The following is a 19,746-nucleotide window of genomic DNA, read 5'->3' as shown; positions in this document are numbered from 1 at the left end:
TGAAATTAGGGATTTTGCCCGATCCTAGCAAATTCCCGTCCGCGGAGCACCTCAACAACTGTGATAATTTGTACGCCTGTTATCGCTTTTTCAGGCCGACAAGTTAAAATAAGCGTTTTATACATTAATGGCTGCCATGATTCGACATTTATATTCCCTTCTACTGTTAGTATTGTGCCCAATCATTGTGGTGTATCTGTACGTTATCAGAGGAAAAAAAAACGCCTTGTATAAAGCCAATTTCTCTGAACGGTTCGGCGCAGCCCCCTCTGGTACATCACAGCAATCAATTATTGTGCACTGTGCCTCTGTCGGTGAAGTACTGGCTGCCGCGCCACTGATAAGAGCATTACTGGCCGAACACCCTGATACTCCTTTTGTACTAACATGCAACACACCAACAGGACGGGAGCAACTCACTCAGTTATTCAATAAAGAGAATCGGGACATCACGATTTGCTACTTGCCGATCGACTTTGCTTTCGCGACACGACGATTTATCACAAAGCTGCGTCCCAAACTTCTGTTGGTGCTTGAAACCGAGCTTTGGCCAAACTTGTTCTATTACGCTAAAAAAGCAGTCTGCCCGGTTGCCGTGGTCAACGCACGCCTGTCAGAGAAATCTCAGGCCGGCTATAAAAAAGTAGCCCCCTGAGCCAATTCCTGATGAACCAGATAGATATGCTTGCAAGCCACAACAAAGAAGACGCAGAGCGGTTTGTCGAACTGGGACTGGCAAGAGAAAAAGTGGTGGTAACGGGATCCATCAAGTTTGATATCAGCCTGGATGACAATCAACAGGAAAAAATTGATACGATTAAAGCGCAACTGGGTACACGCCCAGTCTGGGTTGCTGGCTCCACCCATCCCATGGAGCATGAACAGGTGCTGGCCGCACATCAACAAATATTGACTCAGCTTCCTGATGCACTATTGATCATTGCTCCCAGACACCCAGAACAATTCGACAAAGTCGCGGCTTTAATTGAAGCACAGACACTCAGCTATAGTCGTCGCTCTCAACAGTTCAGCGTGTCATCACAGGTGCTGCTGGCAGACACTCTGGGTGAATTAAAGCTCCTCTACGGATGCGCTCAGGTTGCCTATATTGGCGGCAGCCTGATTGAACGTGGCGGCCATAACCCGCTTGAGGCCGCAGCCTGTTCGGTGGGTGTGCTAACTGGGCCACATACCTATAACTTTGCCCATATTTACCCCGAGCTGATCGCAATGAAAGGCGCCATAGAGGTGGCAGATACTCAGATGCTTGCCGATACTTTGCTAGTCTACTTACACTCTCGGCAAGATGCCATAGAACTTGGGACACACGCAAAAGCCTGTCTGGCACGCAATCAAGGCGCCATTGCGCGCAGTATTACTATGATAAACGCTCTTTTGGAAAAATAAATGCACCATATTGCCGTCAAAGCGATGCAAAACTGGGTCAGCTCAGTGATCGTAAAATATAACTTCTGCCCGTTTGCCCGTAGGGAAGTTGAGCAAAACACCATTCATTATCGTGTCTGTGAGTCACAAAAACACGAAGATGCCGTCATGGATATGCTGGACGAGTGTCAGGCATTGTCAGACACACCAGAGCGGGAAACGAGCTTGCTTATTTTCACTGCTGGCTTTAGCGATTTTGATGATTTCTTGGATTTGGTCGATTTAGCGAATGCATTGCTGGTCGCACAGGGCTACGAAGGAGTTTTCCAGCTCGCCAACTTCCATCCAGATTATGTATTCGCTGATTCAGAGCAAGATGATCCGGCCAACTACACCAACCGTGCCCCTTACCCTGCTTTGCATGTGATCCGTGAAGCAAGTATGGCAGAAGCGCTGGAGACCTACGACGATCCAGAGTCAATTCCGGATAATAATATCCGCCTGGCACGCAGAAAAGGCGCCGCTTTTTGGCAGCAGCTGCTGCGCCAGTGTCACCCGCACCAGGATTAAGCATTGGGGCGGTTTGAGCCGCCCTGATTGCTATTTTTTAACCCACTTACCATCAACCTTAACAAAGTGGCCTGGTGCCGTTTTTGCAAAGGTTTTCTTTGCAGCCATAGCTTCCACCTGACTCAGGCTGATGCCATTTTTCTTGGCGAGTTGCTGATACTTGGCCTTGCGCTTGTTGTTAACTTCATCAACCAGCTTCTTAACTTCACTACTACCCTTGATCACACCAAGGTAGCCGGCTGCGGTTTCTCCAACCAGACCTTGTGACTTAGCGTCGTCCAGTGAAATAGCGAATACCGAAAAGCTCATGCAAGCCGCGGCAATCGTTGTCAGTAACTTAGATGCATTCATGATCTGGCTCCTTAGAATAATTCACTGTCATCGCTGAATAAGTCATCCAGCTCTTTGTCGACCTTAACACGGATCTCGTGGTCAACTTTGACGTTTAAGTTGATGGTGATAGGCTCTTTGGTTTCTACCTGTACTTTATGCGTACAAGCCGATACCAAACAAGCAAACACCAAAGTTAGCATCCATTTCATGCTGAGTTGCTCCTATTGGTTTAAAGCTTTTTCTACTTCCTGAGTGATTTCGTCACTCAGGCGCAATGCCCTGAACAGGGTATAAATATTTTCACTGTGCGTATAATTAAAATTCACAGGTTGTTTTTGCTGTTTGTTCTCACCGGCAATTTGCACAGCCAGCTCCAGTTGTCCGTCCTGAGCCATATTCACATCACAGCTCAGGGTTTCAATACTTAATTCATCCAGTACACCAAACACAGTTTCCAGCTCCGGACGCTGAGATTTTAACGCATTAAACGACGCATTATCTTGTACTTTCAGCATGCTATCTACCTCATTACTGAGATAACCACCGCGGATCTCAGCCTGTCCATTGTGCATAAACACAGGTAACCTGCCAGATACTCGGCCATGTAGCTCCACCCCGGATTCCCGACCGGCTTCAGAGATCAACATCAAATCGAGACCTCTGGCTGTCACTATAATCTCCTGGTCCTGCTTACTCAGTAATATCTGCTCGGCTGCTAACTGACCATCAAAGACCCTGGCACTAAACTCACGTAATACCGGCAGGTTGTTATCAGACGTTAGCTGGCCGCGCACCTCCGTTAATACCGGCCCTGAGCGTACTTCAGTGATACTCAAGGGGAAGACTCTATGATTAATTCGCCAGCATGCCATTTGCCCTTTACCGGTAAATCAAGCTCAGAGACATAATGGTGCTCATACAGAAACGCGGCATCATCGACATTAAGCTGAAAATCAAATATCTGACGCGTTAACTCACCGGAAACCTTGGCATTTATCAGACCCTGCTCAATCTTGAGCTTTGGTACAAACTGGCTGGCCAGCGGTTGCAATGCGCCCAGACCATGTTCGGCCAGAGTCAGAGTGAATGGCATTAATCCCGCTTCCAGACGATGAGTAAGCTGCAGCTCAAGATTATCCAGTGTGAGCCGGTGATCTAATGTCAATTGCTCGCTGCCGGCAACACTCCCTTCGCTTTGCAGCACAACATCTCTGAGCACTAGTTGCGGATGTGCGAGCAGCTCAATGGTAGCGCTGCCAGTCAGCTCACCTAGCGGTCCTTCAGGTTGCCACTGACCGGTAAACGCCAGGTGTTGGTTGAGATCTTTGCCACGGAACTCATCATGTTTAAATGAGCCAACCCGAATGTCTGCTTTCATGGTCGTTTCCAGCTGCCCGTTGACGTCTCCCTGACCACTCAGGGCTAGACTACGTCCCTGAATTGAGCCTGCCTGATAGCGCTCGGCTTGCGTTTCCAGCTCCCACTTCACTTGTTTAAATGGTGTATATTCCGCCGATTTATTGTCAGCAGTCACGGCCAACACTGTACTAGTGGACAGGGTACCTGACAGGTTATCTAATCGTATTTCTTTCAGCGATACTGAATTGGCCTGAGGCTGTATTGTGGTATGTAGCGTCAGCTGCTCAGCAATATTTCCTGCCAATGAAAACTGACCTTGCAAAGCCAGATTCTGCCAATCAAGGGGCATTTCTGCCGGTGCCTGAGACACTTCAATCACAGCGCTACCTCTACTATCCAGCTGCGTATCAGCCAGTAAAAAATCCGCTTGCGCATCGAGCTGATTAAGTTCATCACTTTGATGTGAGATCCTCAGCTTACCGCGTAGCTGCTGCCCGCCAACCTGATACTCCAGCTCACTGAGCGTGGCTGATGAGGCTTCATTCACCCCATGCACGGATAATTTTGCTAAGCCGACCATTTGCGTATTAAATGTCACAGGCTCAGCAATTCGGACCTGCCACTGCTTTGACCAGAGGCTGTCCAGCCAGGGTTTTGGAACCTGTGCAAACAGCAACTCGCATCCGGCTGTATTCACTTCAACCGGTAGCTGACTCAGATCCAGCTTGCCACTACTGCTGGTGAGGTCCCATTGCCCCGAGATAGCCCCGTTAACCTGGACCACTGGCTGGCACTGAGCAGATGGATAAACCAATAAGCTACTCAGCAGGATATCCATACTGACAGCCTGACCATCAAATGTTGACTCTAAGGTTCCGGCCAGCTCAGAAACAGTAACGGGGAGTTCTGCTTGCTGTAACAACGTCTGTATAACCGGACTGGACAACTTCAGTGCTGCACGCAATTGTGTATCACTCAGGGTAACATCTGCCTCCACATCACCACTGATGGCAAATGCGAAATCCCCCTTCTGCATTACACTGAGATTGAGTGGCTCTGCCAGCAACGGGCTGGATACGGTGAGCGCTTCAACCTCAAAACTAGGCATGCCTTCTGGCAAGTCGAGCTCTAAAGGCGCCGGGGAATGGACCACCTCGGTCGTATTATCGGTTTGGGTGTGCTGATGAGTCACCATCATACTGGCTACCTGAAAGTGATCTCCATCAAAGGTGGCGTTACTGATTTCAACCGACACCGCTTCACTGCGCCAGCAGAGTCTCTCGACCGCCAGGCGATCCCAGCTGTCGACTGACCACTCCAGGCACTCAAGTAAGCCCTGTTCTTCAGTCAGTATCTGCTTGCCAATGGTGAGTGTCAGTGGCACGCGAAAATAATAGACAGTGATCCCTATCGTAAACAGGGCAAACAGCATAATAAGAAAAAAGCGCCGCATAGGTACCAGGCAGTTAGTGAAAACTGGCTTAAGTGTAAGGGATCTTGATGGCGATGTAATGTTTGCCAAAGTAAGAAGATGTTAAGCCTGCAAAAGTCCCTTACAAGTTAGCCATCATATTGGCCATAGACACGATTATAATTTACCCTTGCGCTTAAGCTCTTCCAGTCGCTCACGCTCAGCGAGGATCATTTTTATCATATTAACGCGAATATCAGCTTCCTGTTGCTTATATTCGGACAACTGCTGTTCAAGCACTTCTATTTCGTCCACTTTTGAAGCGTCACGATACTGCTTCAGGCCTATATGCTCAATCGCCACAGACTCCTCAGATATCTCAGCATCCGCGTGCTGTTGTACCTGCAAGTGACGCTGCTGAACGGACTGCATTAACTTGTTGATCTGTGCCTGTAGTTTACGGATCAAGGCCTGGATCAGCTCCATAGCTTTTTCCAGATCTTCATAGTCCTCTTTGAATACCGGGTTGTCTTCTTTGTACTGCCCCGCCTCTTCATCCAGCTCTTTTGACAGTAATGGAGGTACTGTGTCGACCTCTTCATTACTTTGTGCTTCTTGGTCTGGGGTAGTAGCAGAGACTTTGTCGCTGTTATCACGAATCTGTGAATGCGATACGGGTTTACTTACAGACGCGCTGCCTGGGTGTATTTGTATATCCATACTCACTCCTTGATTGCCATTATTGGCCTCCTGCATCGCTTTGGCGATTAAGAGAGCCACTAATTCAAACAACTTATCGGTATTTGCACAGAAAACTTAAGGAGAGAAAGTATAAGGGACAAATAATACTAAACGATGAACAGGGTGATATTACAGGCAATAAAAAAGGCCACCGCAGTGACCTTTTTCTATTATAGAGTTCTCAATTAACTCACATTCTTACGTGCGTTGCGGAACATGCGCATCCACGGGCTGTCATCATTCCACTCTTGTCGTGGGTATCGCTGCCAAGAGTTAGCTCTTTTCAAGCAATAAAAAAGGCCACCGAAGCGACCTTTTTCTACTATAGAGTTCTCAATTAACTCACATTCTTACGTGCGTTGCGGAACATGCGCATCCACGGGCTGTCATCGTTCCACTCTTATCAAAGGTATCGCTGCCAAGAGTTAGCTCTTTTCAAGCAATAAAAAAGGCCACCGCAGTGACCTTTTACTATTATAGGGTTCTCAATTAACTCACATTCTTACGTGCGTTGCGGAACATGCGCATCCACGGGCTGTCATCGTTCCACTCTTGTCGTGGGTATCGCTGCCAAGAGTTAGCTCTTTTCAAGCAATAAAAAAGGCCACCGAAGCGACCTTTTTCTATTATAGAGTTCTCAATTAACTCACATTCTTACGTGCGTTGCGGAACATGCGCATCCACGGGCTATCCTCTTTCCACTCATCCGGGTGCCAAGAGTTAGCGACTGCACGGAATACGCGCTCTGGGTGTGGCATCATGACTGTTGCACGACCATCCGTTGACGTAATACCTGTAATACCTTCTGGAGAACCATTCGGGTTGTTCGGGTATTGCGTTGTTGGATTGCCATAGTTATCAACGTACTGAACGGCTACTGTGCCAGACTCAAGTGCTGCTTTCACTGCTGCGTCGTTGGCAAACTCAGCGTGACCTTCACCGTGAGATACTGCGATTGGCATACGTGAGCCAGCCATCCCCTGGAAGAATACTGACGGGCTTTCTTGTACTTCAACCAGGCTGAAACGTGCTTCAAAACGCTCTGACTTGTTGGTTACAAAACGTGGCCAGTGCTCAGTGCCCGGGATAAGCTCTTTCAGAGTTGATAGCATCTGACAGCCGTTACACACACCTAAGCTGAACGTGTCTTGACGCTCAAAGAATGTTTGGAACTGGTCGCGTGCCATGTCATTAAATAGAATTGACTTAGCCCAACCTTCACCTGCACCTAGTACGTCACCGTAAGAGAAACCACCACAGGCTACAAGGCCCTTGAACTGGTCTAGCGTTAAGCGACCTTCAAGGATGTCACTCATGTGTACGTCTACTGCTGCAAAGCCTGCACGGTTAAATGCGGCTGCCATTTCAACGTGTGAGTTTACGCCTTGCTCACGTAAGATTGCCATCTTAGGCTTAGCACCGGTTGCGATGTAAGGTGCCGCTACATCTTCGTTAATGTCGAAGCTTAGTTTAACGTTAAGACCCGGATCTTTTTCGTCAAATTTGGCATCAAATTCTTGCTTAGCACACTCTGGGTTATCACGCAGTGCCTGCATCTTATATGTGGTTTCAGCCCAAATCGTACGTAGTTCAGTACGTGTATTTGCCAGTACGGCTTCGCCGCCACGGTTGAAGATAACCTTATCTTCTGTGTTTAGCGCACCGATAGTATGGCTGATAGCTGCAAGGCCGTTGTCAGCAAGAATTGCTTCAACAGCTGCAAGGTCGGAATTTCGAACCTGAATCACTGCACCCAGCTCTTCATTGTAAAGCGCTTCGATGTCAGAGCCTGTCAGGCTATCCAGGTTTACCGTGACACCGGTACGACCTGCGAAGGCCATTTCAGCAACCGTTGTGAATAAACCACCGTCTGAACGGTCGTGGTAAGCAAGTAGCTTCTCATCAGCGACAAGTGCTTGCATTGCGTTGTAGAAGCCTTTTAACAGCTCTGGGCTATCAACGTCAGGCGTCTTGTCACCAAGCTGCTTGTAAACCTGTGCAAGGCTTGATGCACCCATGCGGTTTTGACCTGCACCTAAATCAACTAAGATCAGGCTTGAATCGCCTTTGTCAGTACGAAGCTGAGGCGTGACCGTTTTACGAATGTCTTCTACACGGCCAAATGCAGTGATGATAAGAGAAAGTGGCGCTGTTACCGCTTTATCTTCACCGTCATCTTGCCATGTTGTCTTCATTGACATTGAGTCTTTACCAACTGGGATCGTTAGACCAAGTGCTGGACATAACTCTTCACCCACAGCTTTAACTGCTTCGTAAAGACCTGCGTCTTCACCCGGGTGACCCGCTGCAGCCATCCAGTTTGCAGATAGCTTGATGTTCTCAAGACCACCAATGTTTGCGCCAGCAATGTTCGTTAACGCTTCTGCTACTGCCAAACGTGCTGATGCACCATAGTTTAGAAGTGCTGCAGGTGTGCGCTCACCCATTGACATCGCTTCACCGTGGTAAGTGTCAAACGCAGCTGCCGTTACCGCACAGTTTGCTACCGGTACCTGCCAAGGGCCAACCATTTGGTCACGTGCCACCAGACCTGTCACCGTACGGTCACCAATGGTGATAAGGAACGTTTTCTCAGCAATCGTTGGTAGGCGAAGTAAACGCTTGGCGGCTTCTTCAACGTCGATGCTGTCAGTGTTAAGTGCTTCACCTTCAACTTTCTTTGACTCAACGTCACGGTGCATCTTAGGTGCTTTACCAAGTAATACTTCAAGCGGAAGATCGACAGGGTTGTTATCAAAGTGGCTATCGGCAACGGTTAGATGACGCTCTTCGGTTGCTTCACCGATTACAGCGTACTGTGCGCGCTCACGCTTACAGATCTCTTCAAAACGAGCGAAGTCTTCTGCCGCAACAGCAAGTACGTAACGTTCTTGTGATTCGTTACACCAAATCTCGTGTGGTGCCATGCCCGGCTCATCATTCGGGATATTACGTAGTTGGAATTTACCACCACGGCCACCGTCGTCTACCAGCTCAGGGAATGCGTTTGAAAGACCGCCCGCGCCCACATCGTGGATAAATGCGATGGGGTTTTCGTCACCTAGCTGCCAACACTTATCGATAACTTCCTGACAACGACGCTCCATCTCTGGGTTTTCACGCTGTACAGAAGCAAAGTCTAAGTCTTCGTTTGATTGACCTGATGCCATTGATGATGCAGCACCACCACCCAGACCGATGTTCATCGCCGGACCACCTAGTGCGATTAGCTTGGCACCAACTGGGATTTCGCCCTTTTGAACGTGTTCAGTACGGATGTTACCCAGACCACCGGCAAGCATGATTGGCTTGTGGTAACCACGTACCTCTTCACCATTGTGGCTGTTCACTTTTTCTTCGTAAGTACGGAAGTAGCCAAGCAGGTTAGGACGACCAAATTCGTTGTTGAACGCCGCGCCACCCAGAGGGCCGTCAATCATGATGTCCAGCGCATTAACGATACGACCGGGTTTACCAAAGTTAGTTTCCCACGGCTGCTCAAAACCAGGGATGCGAAGGTTAGACACAGTAAAACCAACCAGACCAGCTTTTGGCTTAGAACCACGGCCTGTTGCGCCTTCGTCACGAATTTCACCACCTGAACCCGTTGATGCGCCTGAGAATGGGGCAATCGCAGTTGGGTGGTTGTGGGTTTCAACCTTCATCAAGATTTCAATGTTCTCTTGATTGTAGCTGTACTCACCGTCTTTATTTGGGAAGAAACGACCCGCTTTAGAGCCCTTCATAACCGCTGCGTTGTCTTTATAAGCAGACAGGACATTTTCCGGGTGCGTCTCGTAAGTATTTTTAATCATTTTGAACAGCGACTTAGGCTGTTCTACGCCGTCAATAGTCCAGTCAGCATTGAAAATCTTGTGACGACAATGTTCAGAGTTCGCCTGTGCGAACATGAATAACTCGATGTCGTTCGGGTTACGGCCTAGCTTAGTGAAGTTCTCAACCAGGTAATCAATTTCGTCATCCGCTAATGCAAAACCTTGCTCTATATTTGCAGTAACAAGCGCTTCACGGCCACCACCAAGAATGTCTACTGATGACATTGGGCGCGGCTCTTCAACGCGGAAAAGCTGACCCGCGTCTTCCAGTGTGCTGTGCACTGACTCGGTCATGCGGTCGTGCAATAGTTTAGCGACCTCAGCTGTCTGCTCTGCACTCAGCGCGCCCTCAACATAGTAGGCAATACCACGCTCTACGCGGTGTACTTTGTCCAGGCCGCAGTTGTTAGCAATGTCTGTGGCTTTAGATGCCCAGGGCGAAATAGTACCAATTCGCGGCGTAACTAAAATCAGGGTTCCTTCAGGCGCATGTTCGGCAATGGTCGGGCCGTACTTTAAAAGCTTGCTCAGCTTGTCCAGTTCAGACTCAGAAAGTTCCGCTGTCAGGTCAGCAAAATGCATGAACTCGGCATACACACCAGTGACTGGCAATTGCGCATCGTTACAGCTTTTAAGGATTTTTTGAACTTTGAAATCAGAAAGTGCAGGTGCACCACGTAGGATCAACATAGGTATTTTCATCCGGGGTTAAGGATTGAACGATATTTTGGGCCGCCATTATAGTCGATTTGCCCTCCTTATTTAACTCAAATTTAGCAATTATCGAAAAAAAGCCCCTTCACAAAAGCACCGTTAATTGCGAGCATGGAACCCTCTGCCACCCTCGTTTACCAAGGAGCCCAAAGTCACTTATGCATTTGCTTTCCTCTGTGCTAATACTGTGCTGTTTGCTGTTACTGAGCAGCTGCGAAAAAATGCCTGCCACTCAGTTGCAACGGATCAAAACGCAGGAAGTGATCCGCATTGGCACTTTGGTTGGTCCAGCGACCTTTTATCAGGGCATTGGTGGTGAACAGGGGTTCGAATATGAACTGGCTGAGCAATTTGCCGATGAACTGGGCGTTGAGCTACAGATGGTGCCTTTTTTTAGTCTGAAAAAACTGTTTGAACGCCTGCAAAGCGGCGATCTGGATATTGCAGCGGCCGGACTCAGTTATCACCCGCAGCGGGCTGCCGATTTTCGTTTTGGCCCTAGCTATAGGGAGATCAGCCAAAAATTAGTCTTTAAGCAAGGAAACACACGACCACGGAACTTTGCTCAGTTGAATGGCCCCGTCACCGTTTTAGCCGACAGCCACCATGTGATTTCTTTACAAGCGGCACAGCAGCAATACCCAGAACTCAGCTGGCAGACGGTTGACGACCGGGATCAGGAAGAATTATTGCAAGGGATCATAGACGGTGACGTCCAGTATACCGTTGTCGATTCGCACTCTCTGGCACTGTTTCGGCGCTATCACCCCAATGTCAGTATAGCCTTTTCAGTCACTCAGGCCGATCCGGTTAGCTGGGTGCTGCGTCACGATAAAGACGATTCATTGTTCGCGTTACTGCCACCGTTTTTTGCCAAGATGCAACACTCTGCGCAGCTGGTAGCACTCGAGGAAAAGTACTTTGGCCATGTCAAACGCTTTAATTATGTCAACACCCTGGCATTTGTCGAGGCTAGTAAAACCACACTACCCAAATATCAGGACTGGTTTATCCAATATGCGGAGCAACACCAGCTTGACTGGCGCTTACTGGCCGCATTGAGCTATCAGGAATCCATGTGGAACCCCAGAGCCAAGTCTCCCACGGGGGTGCGTGGGATCATGATGCTAACTCAACGTACCGCCAAGCAGGTGGGCGTAACCCACAGACTGAAACCCGAACAAAATATTCGCGGTGGAGCCCGCTATCTGCGTAAGCTCATTGACCGTATTCCCAAACAGATCAGTGCACCGGACAGAACCTGGTTTGCACTGGCTGCGTATAACGTTGGGTGGGGTCACGTGAATGATGCACGTAAGCTGACTGAACGCCAGGGCGCAGACCCAATGAGCTGGGCCGAGGTGAAAAAACGACTACCACTGCTCACCAAAAAGCGCTACTATCGAAAGACAAAATATGGATATGCGCGCGGCGATGTGGCAGTAACTTATGTGGATAACATTCGCCGGTACTACGACGCCCTGATCTGGTTAGATGACAATGGGGCCCTTCAAGTCAATACAGACTCAGAGCAACCAACCAACTGATCTGCAAGGCGCTGTGTTAAGTATCCGGTATTATGTCCTGACTCTGTCATTAAGCTGACATACTATTACGCTATAGCTATCGCGCGTAGTTGTTCTCTCACTAAAAATGGAGGTTACGATGCTAAGAAGACGTCGTACTCATCAATTTAAGCGTAACACGCGCAACACGAGCCCAAATCGTCGCCGTATTATGCTCCGCAACATTCACCGTAAAATTTTACTGCGCCGCCGCATCTATGCATTGATCCAGATAGCGGCAGACGAAAGAGCGGCTCAACCCTGAGCCGCTTTGTCGTTTAAATCGGCCTGTCTGGCCTTTTTCTGTGCTTTTATCTCTTTACGACGACGGCGAAAGAACGCCGATAACTTATCACCACATAGCTCTGCTAATACCCCTGAGGTAACCTCAACCTGATGATTGAGTTTGGGCTCCTGCAATAAGTTCATAATCGATCCCGCGGCGCCTGTTTTTGCATCCGATGCGCCATACACCACCCGCTTAATACGACTATGTACCAGTAAGCCGGCACACATAGGGCAAGGCTCTAATGTGACATAAAGGGTGCAATCCACCAGCCGATAATTTTCGACGCGCTGGCCAGCATCTCTGATAGCCAACATCTCGGCATGAGCGGAAGGATCGTGACAACAGATCGAACGATTCCAGCCCACCCCAACCAGCTCACCGTCTTTTACCACTACGGCGCCAACCGGGATCTCATTTTCCTGCTCGGCCTTGTCGGCATACTCCAGTGCCTGCTGCATCCAATAAAGATCTTGCTGTTGTTCGTCCACCTGTGTGCTCCTGGGTACAAAATGGAGGATATTCTAGCGTATTGTCACGAACTGCGCACTGTGACAGTTATATTGCTAAAATTAGCAAATTGCCATGGCTCATTGATATCAATTTAAGCTATAATTCGCCGCTTTTTTTATTTGACGAGCTCAACACACACGGGTAAAACATGAAATTTCCGGGCCGCAGAAGACATAAACATTATTTTCCAGTCGAAGATAAAGACCCTATAATTAACCAGTTACACGTCGTCGACCGACTTAAACGCAACTACATTTGTGGTATAGACCAGATAGTAGTAGACATCGAAGCTAAGGTCGATCAGGCCTTCCTTGATGAGTTTGGGCTGCAACGCGGTATGTCTCAAGTGATAGACAATGATGTCACCAACGCGCTCTATGACCGCCTGAAACGTGATGACATGATTGACTATGAATTTGCTGGCGGCACCATAGGGAACACGATGCACAACTACTCCGTGCTGGCAGATAGCCGCTCGGTGTTACTAGGCGTTATGAGCGAAAACATTCAAATAGGCAGCTATGCCTATAAGTTTTTGTGTAACACTTCCAGTCGCGTCGATCTTGATTATCTGCAACCAGTGCCCGGTCCTATCGGCCGCTGCTTTACCCTGATTGACGACAGTGGCGAACGTACCTTCGCGATCAGCGCAGGTATGATGAATCACCTCAAGCCTGAGTCTATTGACAAGTCGTTGATTGAAGACGCCTCAGCCTTAGTGATCAGCGCCTATCTGATGCGCACCTCAGGCGAAGAAACCATGACTCAGGCGACCATGCAAGCTGTCAAGTACGCGAACGATGCAGGGGTGCCTGTCGTACTCACGCTCGGCACTAAGTTCTTGATCGAACAAGATCCCGCCTGGTGGGCTGAGTTTGTTGAAAAACACGTTGATATTCTTGCTATGAACGAGGAAGAAGGCGAAGCCATCACCGGCTTTGACGATCCACTGCTGGCCGCCGATAAAGCGCTGGACTGGGTAGATTTAGTGATCTGTACAGCCGGACCAAAAGGCCTGTTTATGGCCGGTTACGTGGACGAAGAGAAAAAACGCGAAACCGAATATCCGCTGCTGCCAGGGGCCATTCCTGAATTCAACCAGTATGAATTCTCACGGGCAATGCGTCGCAGCGCTTGCGAAAAGCCAATCAAAGCATACAGCCACACCGCCCCTTACATGGGTGGTCCAGACACCATTAAAAATACCAATGGTGCCGGGGATTGTGCACTGGCTGCGGTATTGCATGACCTGTCTGCCAATGTGTATCACAAGATCAATGTACCCAATTCTGCCAAGCATGAACAACATGCCATCACCTATTCTTCACTGGCGCAGATCAGCAAATATGCTAACCGTGCCAGTTACGAAGTATTAGTGCAGCATTCGCCGCGCCTGTCGCGTGGTTTGCCAGAGCGAGAAGATTCGCTGGAACAAACCTACTGGGACCAGTAAACATCAAAAACGGGCGCCGCGGCGCCCGTTTTTATTTGTGCATCACAGTTAAAACAGCGCGGTACCCAGTTTTTCAGCCAGCTTCTCAAGCGCTGCAATCCCGGCCACAGAATTCCCCACTTTATCTAACCCTGGCGACCACACAGCTACTGTAAAGCGCTCGGGAGCGACCGCAATGATGGTGCCCGACACCCCGGATTTACCCGGCATGCCTACCCGATAGGCAAAGTCTCCGGCGGCATCATATAACCCACTGGTAAACAACAGAGAATTGAGTTGTTGAGTCTGACGTGTGCTCAACACCCGCTGACCACTTTGCTGACACACACCACCGGTTGAAAGGTAAGAGAACGCCCGGGCTAATTCACACACATTCAGCTCAATGGCGCAAAAGTTAAAATACGACCACAGCACCTCTTCAACCTGATTGTCAAAGTTGCCAAATGACTTCATCAAATACGCCATGGCTGCATTGCGATAGCGGTGATCATACTCTGATTGTGCCACCACCTTGTTGATCCCCACCTTAGGATTGGCGGTGTGGCTTCGGTAGCTCTCCAGCATAGTGTGGATTGGCGCACTCAGGCGGCTGAATAAAGCATCACAGGTAACAATGGCACCGGCATTGATAAAGGGATTACGGGGAATGCCGTTTTCAAACTCGAGCTGAGTCAATGAATTAAATGCCGTGCCAGACGGTTCTTTACCTACCCGCTGCCAAAGCTCATCGCCATAACGCTGTAAGGCGAGCGTCAGAGTCATCACCTTGGAGACAGACTGAATGGTAAAGCGGCTATCGCAATGACCGGCACTATAAGTCTGCCCGTCGGCAGTGTGCAAGGCGATGGCAAATTGTCCCAGAGAGTGCTCTGCCAAAGCAGGAATATAATCGGCCACTTTTCCCTGATGGGACAAGGGCTGCACTTGCTGTGCAACCTGTTGCAAAATGGCCTGATAATCGGGCGCAGCAGTAGTCATAGAGAGCTAAATTCATATCAAAAAGCACAATAGCGCGAGTGTAACAGATCTGCGCCCACAAAAAAGCCGCCCTGATATCACTCAGCGCGGCTTTTTAGCTAACGAGTCGGCCTGATTTACTTAGTAAACAAATCTTTGATATTGGCCAAATCTGATTTTCCGGCGATCAGCTCGTCTGGTGTTAACCCTGACAGCTCATGGGGGAAGACCAGCCATTCATCCGACTCATGGATAAAGTAATCCGGCGTCATCGGCACTTTTTTATTGGTTGGCTTGTAGTATGGACAGGCAACACGAATGTCTTTTGGCAGGTTCAGACGCATCAGCTCTTCGAGCTTTTCACGTAACGCATAAATACTGCGCCCAGAATCAAATACATCGTCCACAATAAGCAACGAATCGCCGGCATTTGCGTTTTCGATAATGTAGTGCAAACCATGCACTTTGATCTCTTTCGACTGCTTGCCAATACCATAGTAAGACGAGGTGCGCACCGCAATGTGGTCTGTTTCTATGCCTTTGTAATCGTAGTACTCCTGAACCGCAATACCGATAGGCGCGCCGCCACGCCAAATACCGATAATAAAGTCGGGACGAAAGCCGTCTTCATAAACCTGAGCCGCCAGTCGAAATGAATCTTCAAGTAATTGTTGCGCCGTGATATAGCACTTGTCAGACATACAAACCCCGTGTCATTGAGCAAAGAACACCGTGCAAACCTGCGTTTTAACGTGCCACTACAGACACCACAGCAATCAGCACGGCTGAGAATAACGTATAACCGAGTATTTTAGCTGAGTCGAAAAAAAATTGCTTGCGCTAGCGCAGTTTTTTTACAGGATGATGACTAGCCTTAAGATCTTAGAGGCTTAAATATCGCAACCAGTATAGGAGCGAGTCAAAACCATCATGCTTTGTTATACACTGCTTATTTGTGAAATCATGGGTTCTGTTCTAGCTCACTGAGCGTTATAACCAAACTAGAAGCGAGCTTAGCGGTTAAAGACTTACCGTATGTTGTACTTTTTACGGGAACGCTCACACTCTCACTACTCAACCCGACTTCAATACTGATAGGAGATGGGCATAAATCAATCAGCTCAGCTGGGATGATAAGCTGTTCTTCGACGCTAAAATTATCCGGATCGACAGTCACATCACTGCTTAGTACCATGGTTTGTTTAGCGTTACACTTTTCACCTTCTTTCAATGTACGGATCTGAAAATAGAAACTTTTTAAATCGCTGGCTGAATTGGGATCCCATGTAATGATGACATCACTACCTGAATAGACGAACGTATCATAGTCTTGCTCGCTGGCTGGGTAAGTTAGCTCTACAAGTTGAGGAAAATCAAGCGGATAACTATCTATTTGCTTTGATTGCCTGTTAATACTAAGTTGCCATTGGCCATCAACGGAAGCCGATATATTTTCTGACGCCCAGTACACGTTACAACAATAATCTGTGCCTGTTGTTTTTGACCGGTTATGGGCCGTGATTTCGATCTCGCCAGGACCGGCTAAGATCACAGAGTCATTCCCAGTCAAAGTTGCGCGCTTTGTGTTTTCATCGGCAAGCCATACTTCGCCAATTACTTCCGATTTTAGATGAGTGCCTCGCCATTCGGAAATACTTATGTCGATATTACTTAGGGTAAAATTGGCCTCTGATATCTCATCAGAAGATTTACCACTACAACCTGCCAGAGTCAGTATTAACATGCTTAAGAGTATCGGCTTTGTCATGATGTTACGTTTCCTTGTTGAGGCAGCCACAATGGCTGCCAATTTCTAAAATTAATCTATTCCAATATCTGATTTGGAAAATAATATAATGCGATGATCATAATGCTTCTTGACACTTGCGTTGTAGTAGCGAGATACATCAAAAGCAGCCCTATCCAACGCGGAAGATGCACTAACAAAACTCATGCGTCCGGTTATGTCGTCTGTATCTCTGATACCTCTGTCATAGCCAATGGCCCAGGAAGCGGCATTATCCATCTCCCGAGAAATATCGTAGTAGAGCTGAATATAACTGCCGTTATCATCGGAGCGGGCGCTGCTATATAGCCGGGAGTGGCGGCCACCTGACAGGTGCCACTGAATATCCACCTTGAGATCCAGCGAGCGGTTGCCAGTATAGACTCCAGGAATAGATCTACCATCATCAGAACCATAACTGATGGCCGTAGTATGAGTACCGCTCATATTGGCAAAGTAGTTATCCAGACTACGGATATGGTTTTGTAAGGTGTTGTTTGCCGCGCTGCCCTCATGCAGGTCTTTAAAGGTTGTGCTGGTAAAAATGTCTTTAATTGAGCGCAGGCGATCCCGTTCTCGGCGGCACTGACTACGTCTGGAACCACTGAAAGGGTAACGAACACCGCATCTCATTTTATTGGCCTGATTTTCAATCTCATAGGCAAAACTGATCACATCCGCTGGCATATGCACGCCCCTGAAGGGGGCATCTACAGCCACAAAGTTTTTTACCTTATGGTTAAAGCCTTCTTTTTCCAGATACCCCAGTGCCAGCCGCCCGGCTACGCCACCCATGGAGTGTCCTACTAAGCGAATTTCACTGCTCTGCACCGCCAGTGATTTAAGTGCTGCCGCCAGTGCGTTGGCGTTGTGGCGAACTCCGTCATCCTGCTTGGCATAGCGGAACACCACCAGATCATAGCCATTATCGTATACAGAACGATAATATGACTCATACATCCTGGTGTTGTAAGCAAAATTATCCAATACCTCCCGCTCACTGGGCACCCGATTCGGTGTAAAGCCCCGCATATCAAAATTATAGCCCTGTACCAGTACAATGGGTTTATTCAGCCGGTTGTCATTACCATAGCGAATGCTGACATGGCCACCGGTTTCAGTAAACGGGCGCGAAGCGTACTCTTCACAGATCCTGAATCCGCCCTCTTGTGGAACAATGCTATTGGTGCTCAGTTCCAGCCCGTCGCTGTAATGTACCGGTTTATCCACTCCTACGGGTTGCTCGTCATCCCAGCGCCAGCGAATACAGACATACCGATAGCGAGTCACCTCTGTATCAAAACTGCGGTTTGGATAAACCGTGTAACCACTGTCGAAACGAGTTCGGGTTGGAGGAGGGTTAAAATCGTCGCAATTACGCTGCATAGGCATGAGCGCATCGGGGCTGCGCCTTAATGCTTGCCCACTCGTTTCTCCCTGAGCAGCTTCCAGCGGTGCAACCGGACAAGGCTCCGGATCTGTCCACGCAGGCGCATCCGATAGCATTGCTTCATTTGCATTAGCAATGCCGCAAAGCATCAGGGCCGCAGTGACAGACGTTGCACTTTTTATCAATGGTTTAAACATTAAATCTCCTTTTATTTAAAGTTACCACAACAAAGAAGATACAAAAATATCATGAACCGTAATTATTAAATTCATCAATTTGAAACATACTAAAGGGCCCGCTGGAGGACACTAGGCTATGCAGGTCCGGCCATTAAACCGGCTTAGCCTGCTCTGGTGGTTGCAGCAAATGCATCCTACACGCTTACAAACCACAAAAAGCACATACGTGTGACTGCTGGCCTTTTATGTTGGCTTACTTGAAAGATGTTGGCTTACGTGAAATGACGCCTGACGCACAGTGACAGGCGTTTAAGATATGAGTTGCAGATAACGCTGCTATTGACCCTGCATCCAGCCTTGAAGTTGACCTGACCTGTCAATATTTAGCAATATAACCCCAAACTCACTGGAGCTCTTTTGCAGGAGCTGCGGTTACGACTTGGGGGCTTTTCAATTGGTTGCCTTCTTGGTGGTAAATCCGTATCACCGGGCTTGTTAACCCCACCCTGAACTTTTAACAAATCTGCTTTGCTGATGTTTTTCATTCCTACGCTTCCTCGCTATTTACTGACACACCCTATGGGATTGTACTCAGCATGATGAATTTATTAATACAAATACACACTTTGCGGCCATTAGTAAACCCTGGCTTGTAAGCATGCCCGGCACTAACGACCCCTAACAATCAGTGGCGCCAAGCATTTTGTACTACTAATCGGGTGCTTTGGTAGCAAAGCTTTCCCCACGCTCCTTATAGAAAAGCTCACGGGCTGGTGTTTTAGCGGCATAAGTTAACAAACATAAGTACATCAATAAGTTTAAGGAAACCAATATAAAATTGCGCACACCATTACTCATTATCCAGCCATCAATCACATAAAACTTGTATAGCCATACCTCAAGGTAATTAAATGCGGCCAAAATGAAGTCTATAAGGTGTAAGAATATCAAACCAATCTCTTGCACCGAGAAGTGATGATTTTTATAAACACGTAAAAAGAAAGGAATACCTGTCAACTTATATATAGAAAGCGCAATTCGACTACGGTAAACAACAGGCACTACGATTAACATACATATCACCATGTTGTATAAATACATGTGCGTCGTCCAGGTATAACTAATCTTGTATAGGGCTAAATCGACGACTTCCAAGAGCAACATCAAGAGCAAAAAGTACCGTGAGCTTTCATACTTCCAAGTGTAAACCAGTGCAAATAGTAAAAACGGAATACCTGAATAACTGACTATTGTATAAAAATCCATC

At 48.1% G+C, this 19,746-nt stretch carries 16 protein-coding genes and 1 pseudogene; 5 read left to right on the top strand and 12 right to left on the bottom strand.

Going from position 1 to position 19,746, the window contains the following annotated elements; all coding sequences use genetic code 11:
• The first annotated feature begins 136 nt into the window (after positions 1–136).
• Together waaA and ELR70_RS08430 are read left to right on the top strand one after the other, a co-directional pair.
• A pseudogene (gene waaA, locus ELR70_RS08435) lies at positions 137–1,407 on the top strand (lipid IV(A) 3-deoxy-D-manno-octulosonic acid transferase).
• Complete coding sequence (locus ELR70_RS08430) at positions 1,408–1,956, top strand: DUF1415 domain-containing protein (RefSeq protein WP_054014555.1); 549 nt, start codon at positions 1,408–1,410, stop codon at positions 1,954–1,956.
• A gap of 30 nt (positions 1,957–1,986) precedes the next feature.
• Here the strand turns inward: ELR70_RS08430 and ELR70_RS08425 are convergent, their stop codons facing one another.
• The 6 genes from ELR70_RS08425 to purL all read right to left on the bottom strand — a co-directional run bounded on the left by ELR70_RS08425 (position 1,987) and on the right by purL (position 10,326).
• Positions 1,987–2,307 (bottom strand): YdbL family protein, encoded by a 321-nt coding sequence (locus ELR70_RS08425; protein WP_054014554.1) that lies wholly within the window; start codon positions 2,305–2,307, stop codon positions 1,987–1,989.
• A gap of 11 nt (positions 2,308–2,318) precedes the next feature.
• On the bottom strand, positions 2,319–2,498 hold the full coding sequence (locus ELR70_RS08420) for a YnbE family lipoprotein (RefSeq protein WP_010383032.1): 180 nt from the start codon (positions 2,496–2,498) through the stop codon (positions 2,319–2,321).
• A 12-nt stretch (positions 2,499–2,510) separates the two neighbouring features.
• Positions 2,511–3,125, bottom strand: coding sequence for a YdbH domain-containing protein (locus ELR70_RS08415; RefSeq protein WP_164881438.1), 615 nt, complete (start codon positions 3,123–3,125; stop codon positions 2,511–2,513).
• The gene (locus ELR70_RS08410; RefSeq protein ID WP_128064540.1) at positions 3,122–5,101 is read right to left on the bottom strand and encodes a hypothetical protein; all 1,980 of its coding nucleotides are present in this window, start codon (positions 5,099–5,101) and stop codon (positions 3,122–3,124) included. The genes ELR70_RS08415 and ELR70_RS08410 overlap by 4 nt, the downstream gene beginning before the upstream one ends.
• A gap of 135 nt (positions 5,102–5,236) precedes the next feature.
• Positions 5,237–5,779 carry a hypothetical protein gene (locus ELR70_RS08405; RefSeq protein WP_054014552.1) on the bottom strand — a complete coding sequence of 181 codons (543 nt, stop codon included), beginning with the start codon at positions 5,777–5,779 and terminating at the stop codon, positions 5,237–5,239.
• 662 nt (positions 5,780–6,441) lie between these two features.
• Complete coding sequence (gene purL, locus ELR70_RS08400; protein ID WP_054014551.1) at positions 6,442–10,326, bottom strand: phosphoribosylformylglycinamidine synthase; 3,885 nt, start codon at positions 10,324–10,326, stop codon at positions 6,442–6,444.
• 182 nt (positions 10,327–10,508) lie between these two features.
• Here purL and mltF point away from each other — a divergent pair, with 182 nt between their 5' ends.
• Together mltF and ELR70_RS24810 are read left to right on the top strand one after the other, a co-directional pair.
• Positions 10,509–11,897 (top strand): membrane-bound lytic murein transglycosylase MltF, encoded by a 1,389-nt coding sequence (gene mltF, locus ELR70_RS08395; RefSeq protein WP_054014550.1) that lies wholly within the window; start codon positions 10,509–10,511, stop codon positions 11,895–11,897.
• 118 nt (positions 11,898–12,015) lie between these two features.
• Positions 12,016–12,180: a hypothetical protein gene (locus ELR70_RS24810; RefSeq protein WP_164881437.1), complete on the top strand. Its 165-nt coding sequence runs from the start codon at positions 12,016–12,018 to the stop codon at positions 12,178–12,180.
• Here ELR70_RS24810 and tadA read toward each other — a convergent pair.
• Positions 12,171–12,692 (bottom strand): tRNA adenosine(34) deaminase TadA, encoded by a 522-nt coding sequence (tadA, locus tag ELR70_RS08390; RefSeq protein ID WP_054014549.1) that lies wholly within the window; start codon positions 12,690–12,692, stop codon positions 12,171–12,173. The two genes, ELR70_RS24810 and tadA, sit on opposite strands and share 10 nt — an antisense overlap.
• Positions 12,693–12,862: 170 nt before the next feature.
• On the opposite strand from tadA, the gene ELR70_RS08385 reads away from it, so the two are divergent.
• Positions 12,863–14,167, top strand: a complete 1,305-nt coding sequence (locus tag ELR70_RS08385; protein ID WP_054014548.1) for an inosine/guanosine kinase — start codon at positions 12,863–12,865, stop codon at positions 14,165–14,167.
• A gap of 48 nt (positions 14,168–14,215) precedes the next feature.
• On the opposite strand, the gene glsB is transcribed toward ELR70_RS08385, so the two are convergent.
• The 5 genes from glsB to ELR70_RS08360 all read right to left on the bottom strand — a co-directional run bounded on the left by glsB (position 14,216) and on the right by ELR70_RS08360 (position 19,745).
• Complete coding sequence (gene glsB / locus ELR70_RS08380; protein WP_054014547.1) at positions 14,216–15,145, bottom strand: glutaminase B; 930 nt, start codon at positions 15,143–15,145, stop codon at positions 14,216–14,218.
• 116 nt (positions 15,146–15,261) lie between these two features.
• Complete coding sequence (locus tag ELR70_RS08375; protein ID WP_054014546.1) at positions 15,262–15,825, bottom strand: phosphoribosyltransferase family protein; 564 nt, start codon at positions 15,823–15,825, stop codon at positions 15,262–15,264.
• Between the two features lie 260 nt (positions 15,826–16,085).
• A complete protein-coding gene (locus ELR70_RS08370; protein ID WP_128064539.1) occupies positions 16,086–16,892 on the bottom strand; it encodes a hypothetical protein in 807 nt (268 codons plus the stop codon).
• 51 nt (positions 16,893–16,943) lie between these two features.
• Complete coding sequence (locus tag ELR70_RS08365) at positions 16,944–18,497, bottom strand: hypothetical protein (RefSeq protein ID WP_054014544.1); 1,554 nt, start codon at positions 18,495–18,497, stop codon at positions 16,944–16,946.
• 693 nt (positions 18,498–19,190) lie between these two features.
• The gene (locus tag ELR70_RS08360; RefSeq protein ID WP_054014543.1) at positions 19,191–19,745 is read right to left on the bottom strand and encodes a hypothetical protein; all 555 of its coding nucleotides are present in this window, start codon (positions 19,743–19,745) and stop codon (positions 19,191–19,193) included.
• Between the last annotated feature and the right edge of the window lies 1 nt (position 19,746).

Source organism: Pseudoalteromonas sp. R3 (assembly GCF_004014715.1).
GTDB lineage: Bacteria > Pseudomonadota > Gammaproteobacteria > Enterobacterales > Alteromonadaceae > Pseudoalteromonas.
This window is presented reverse-complemented; position numbering and strand designations above follow the sequence as displayed.

What these genes read in the sequence shown, in the direction of transcription:
- ELR70_RS08430 (WP_054014555.1), top strand. Translation starts at nt 1,408, where the DNA reads ATGCACCATATTGCCGTCAAAGCGATGCAAAACTGGGTCAGCTCAGTG.
- ELR70_RS08425 (WP_054014554.1), bottom strand. Translation starts at nt 2,307, where the DNA reads ATGAATGCATCTAAGTTACTGACAACGATTGCCGCGGCTTGCATGAGC.
- ELR70_RS08420 (WP_010383032.1), bottom strand. Translation starts at nt 2,498, where the DNA reads ATGAAATGGATGCTAACTTTGGTGTTTGCTTGTTTGGTATCGGCTTGT.
- ELR70_RS08410 (WP_128064540.1), bottom strand. Translation starts at nt 5,101, where the DNA reads ATGCGGCGCTTTTTTCTTATTATGCTGTTTGCCCTGTTTACGATAGGG.
- ELR70_RS08405 (WP_054014552.1), bottom strand. Translation starts at nt 5,779, where the DNA reads ATGGATATACAAATACACCCAGGCAGCGCGTCTGTAAGTAAACCCGTA.
- purL (WP_054014551.1), bottom strand. Translation starts at nt 10,326, where the DNA reads ATGTTGATCCTACGTGGTGCACCTGCACTTTCTGATTTCAAAGTTCAA.
- mltF (WP_054014550.1), top strand. Translation starts at nt 10,509, where the DNA reads ATGCATTTGCTTTCCTCTGTGCTAATACTGTGCTGTTTGCTGTTACTG.
- ELR70_RS24810 (WP_164881437.1), top strand. Translation starts at nt 12,016, where the DNA reads ATGCTAAGAAGACGTCGTACTCATCAATTTAAGCGTAACACGCGCAAC.
- ELR70_RS08385 (WP_054014548.1), top strand. Translation starts at nt 12,863, where the DNA reads ATGAAATTTCCGGGCCGCAGAAGACATAAACATTATTTTCCAGTCGAA.
- glsB (WP_054014547.1), bottom strand. Translation starts at nt 15,145, where the DNA reads ATGACTACTGCTGCGCCCGATTATCAGGCCATTTTGCAACAGGTTGCA.
- ELR70_RS08375 (WP_054014546.1), bottom strand. Translation starts at nt 15,825, where the DNA reads ATGTCTGACAAGTGCTATATCACGGCGCAACAATTACTTGAAGATTCA.
- ELR70_RS08370 (WP_128064539.1), bottom strand. Translation starts at nt 16,892, where the DNA reads ATGACAAAGCCGATACTCTTAAGCATGTTAATACTGACTCTGGCAGGT.
- ELR70_RS08365 (WP_054014544.1), bottom strand. Translation starts at nt 18,497, where the DNA reads ATGTTTAAACCATTGATAAAAAGTGCAACGTCTGTCACTGCGGCCCTG.
- ELR70_RS08360 (WP_054014543.1), bottom strand. Translation starts at nt 19,745, where the DNA reads ATGGATTTTTATACAATAGTCAGTTATTCAGGTATTCCGTTTTTACTA.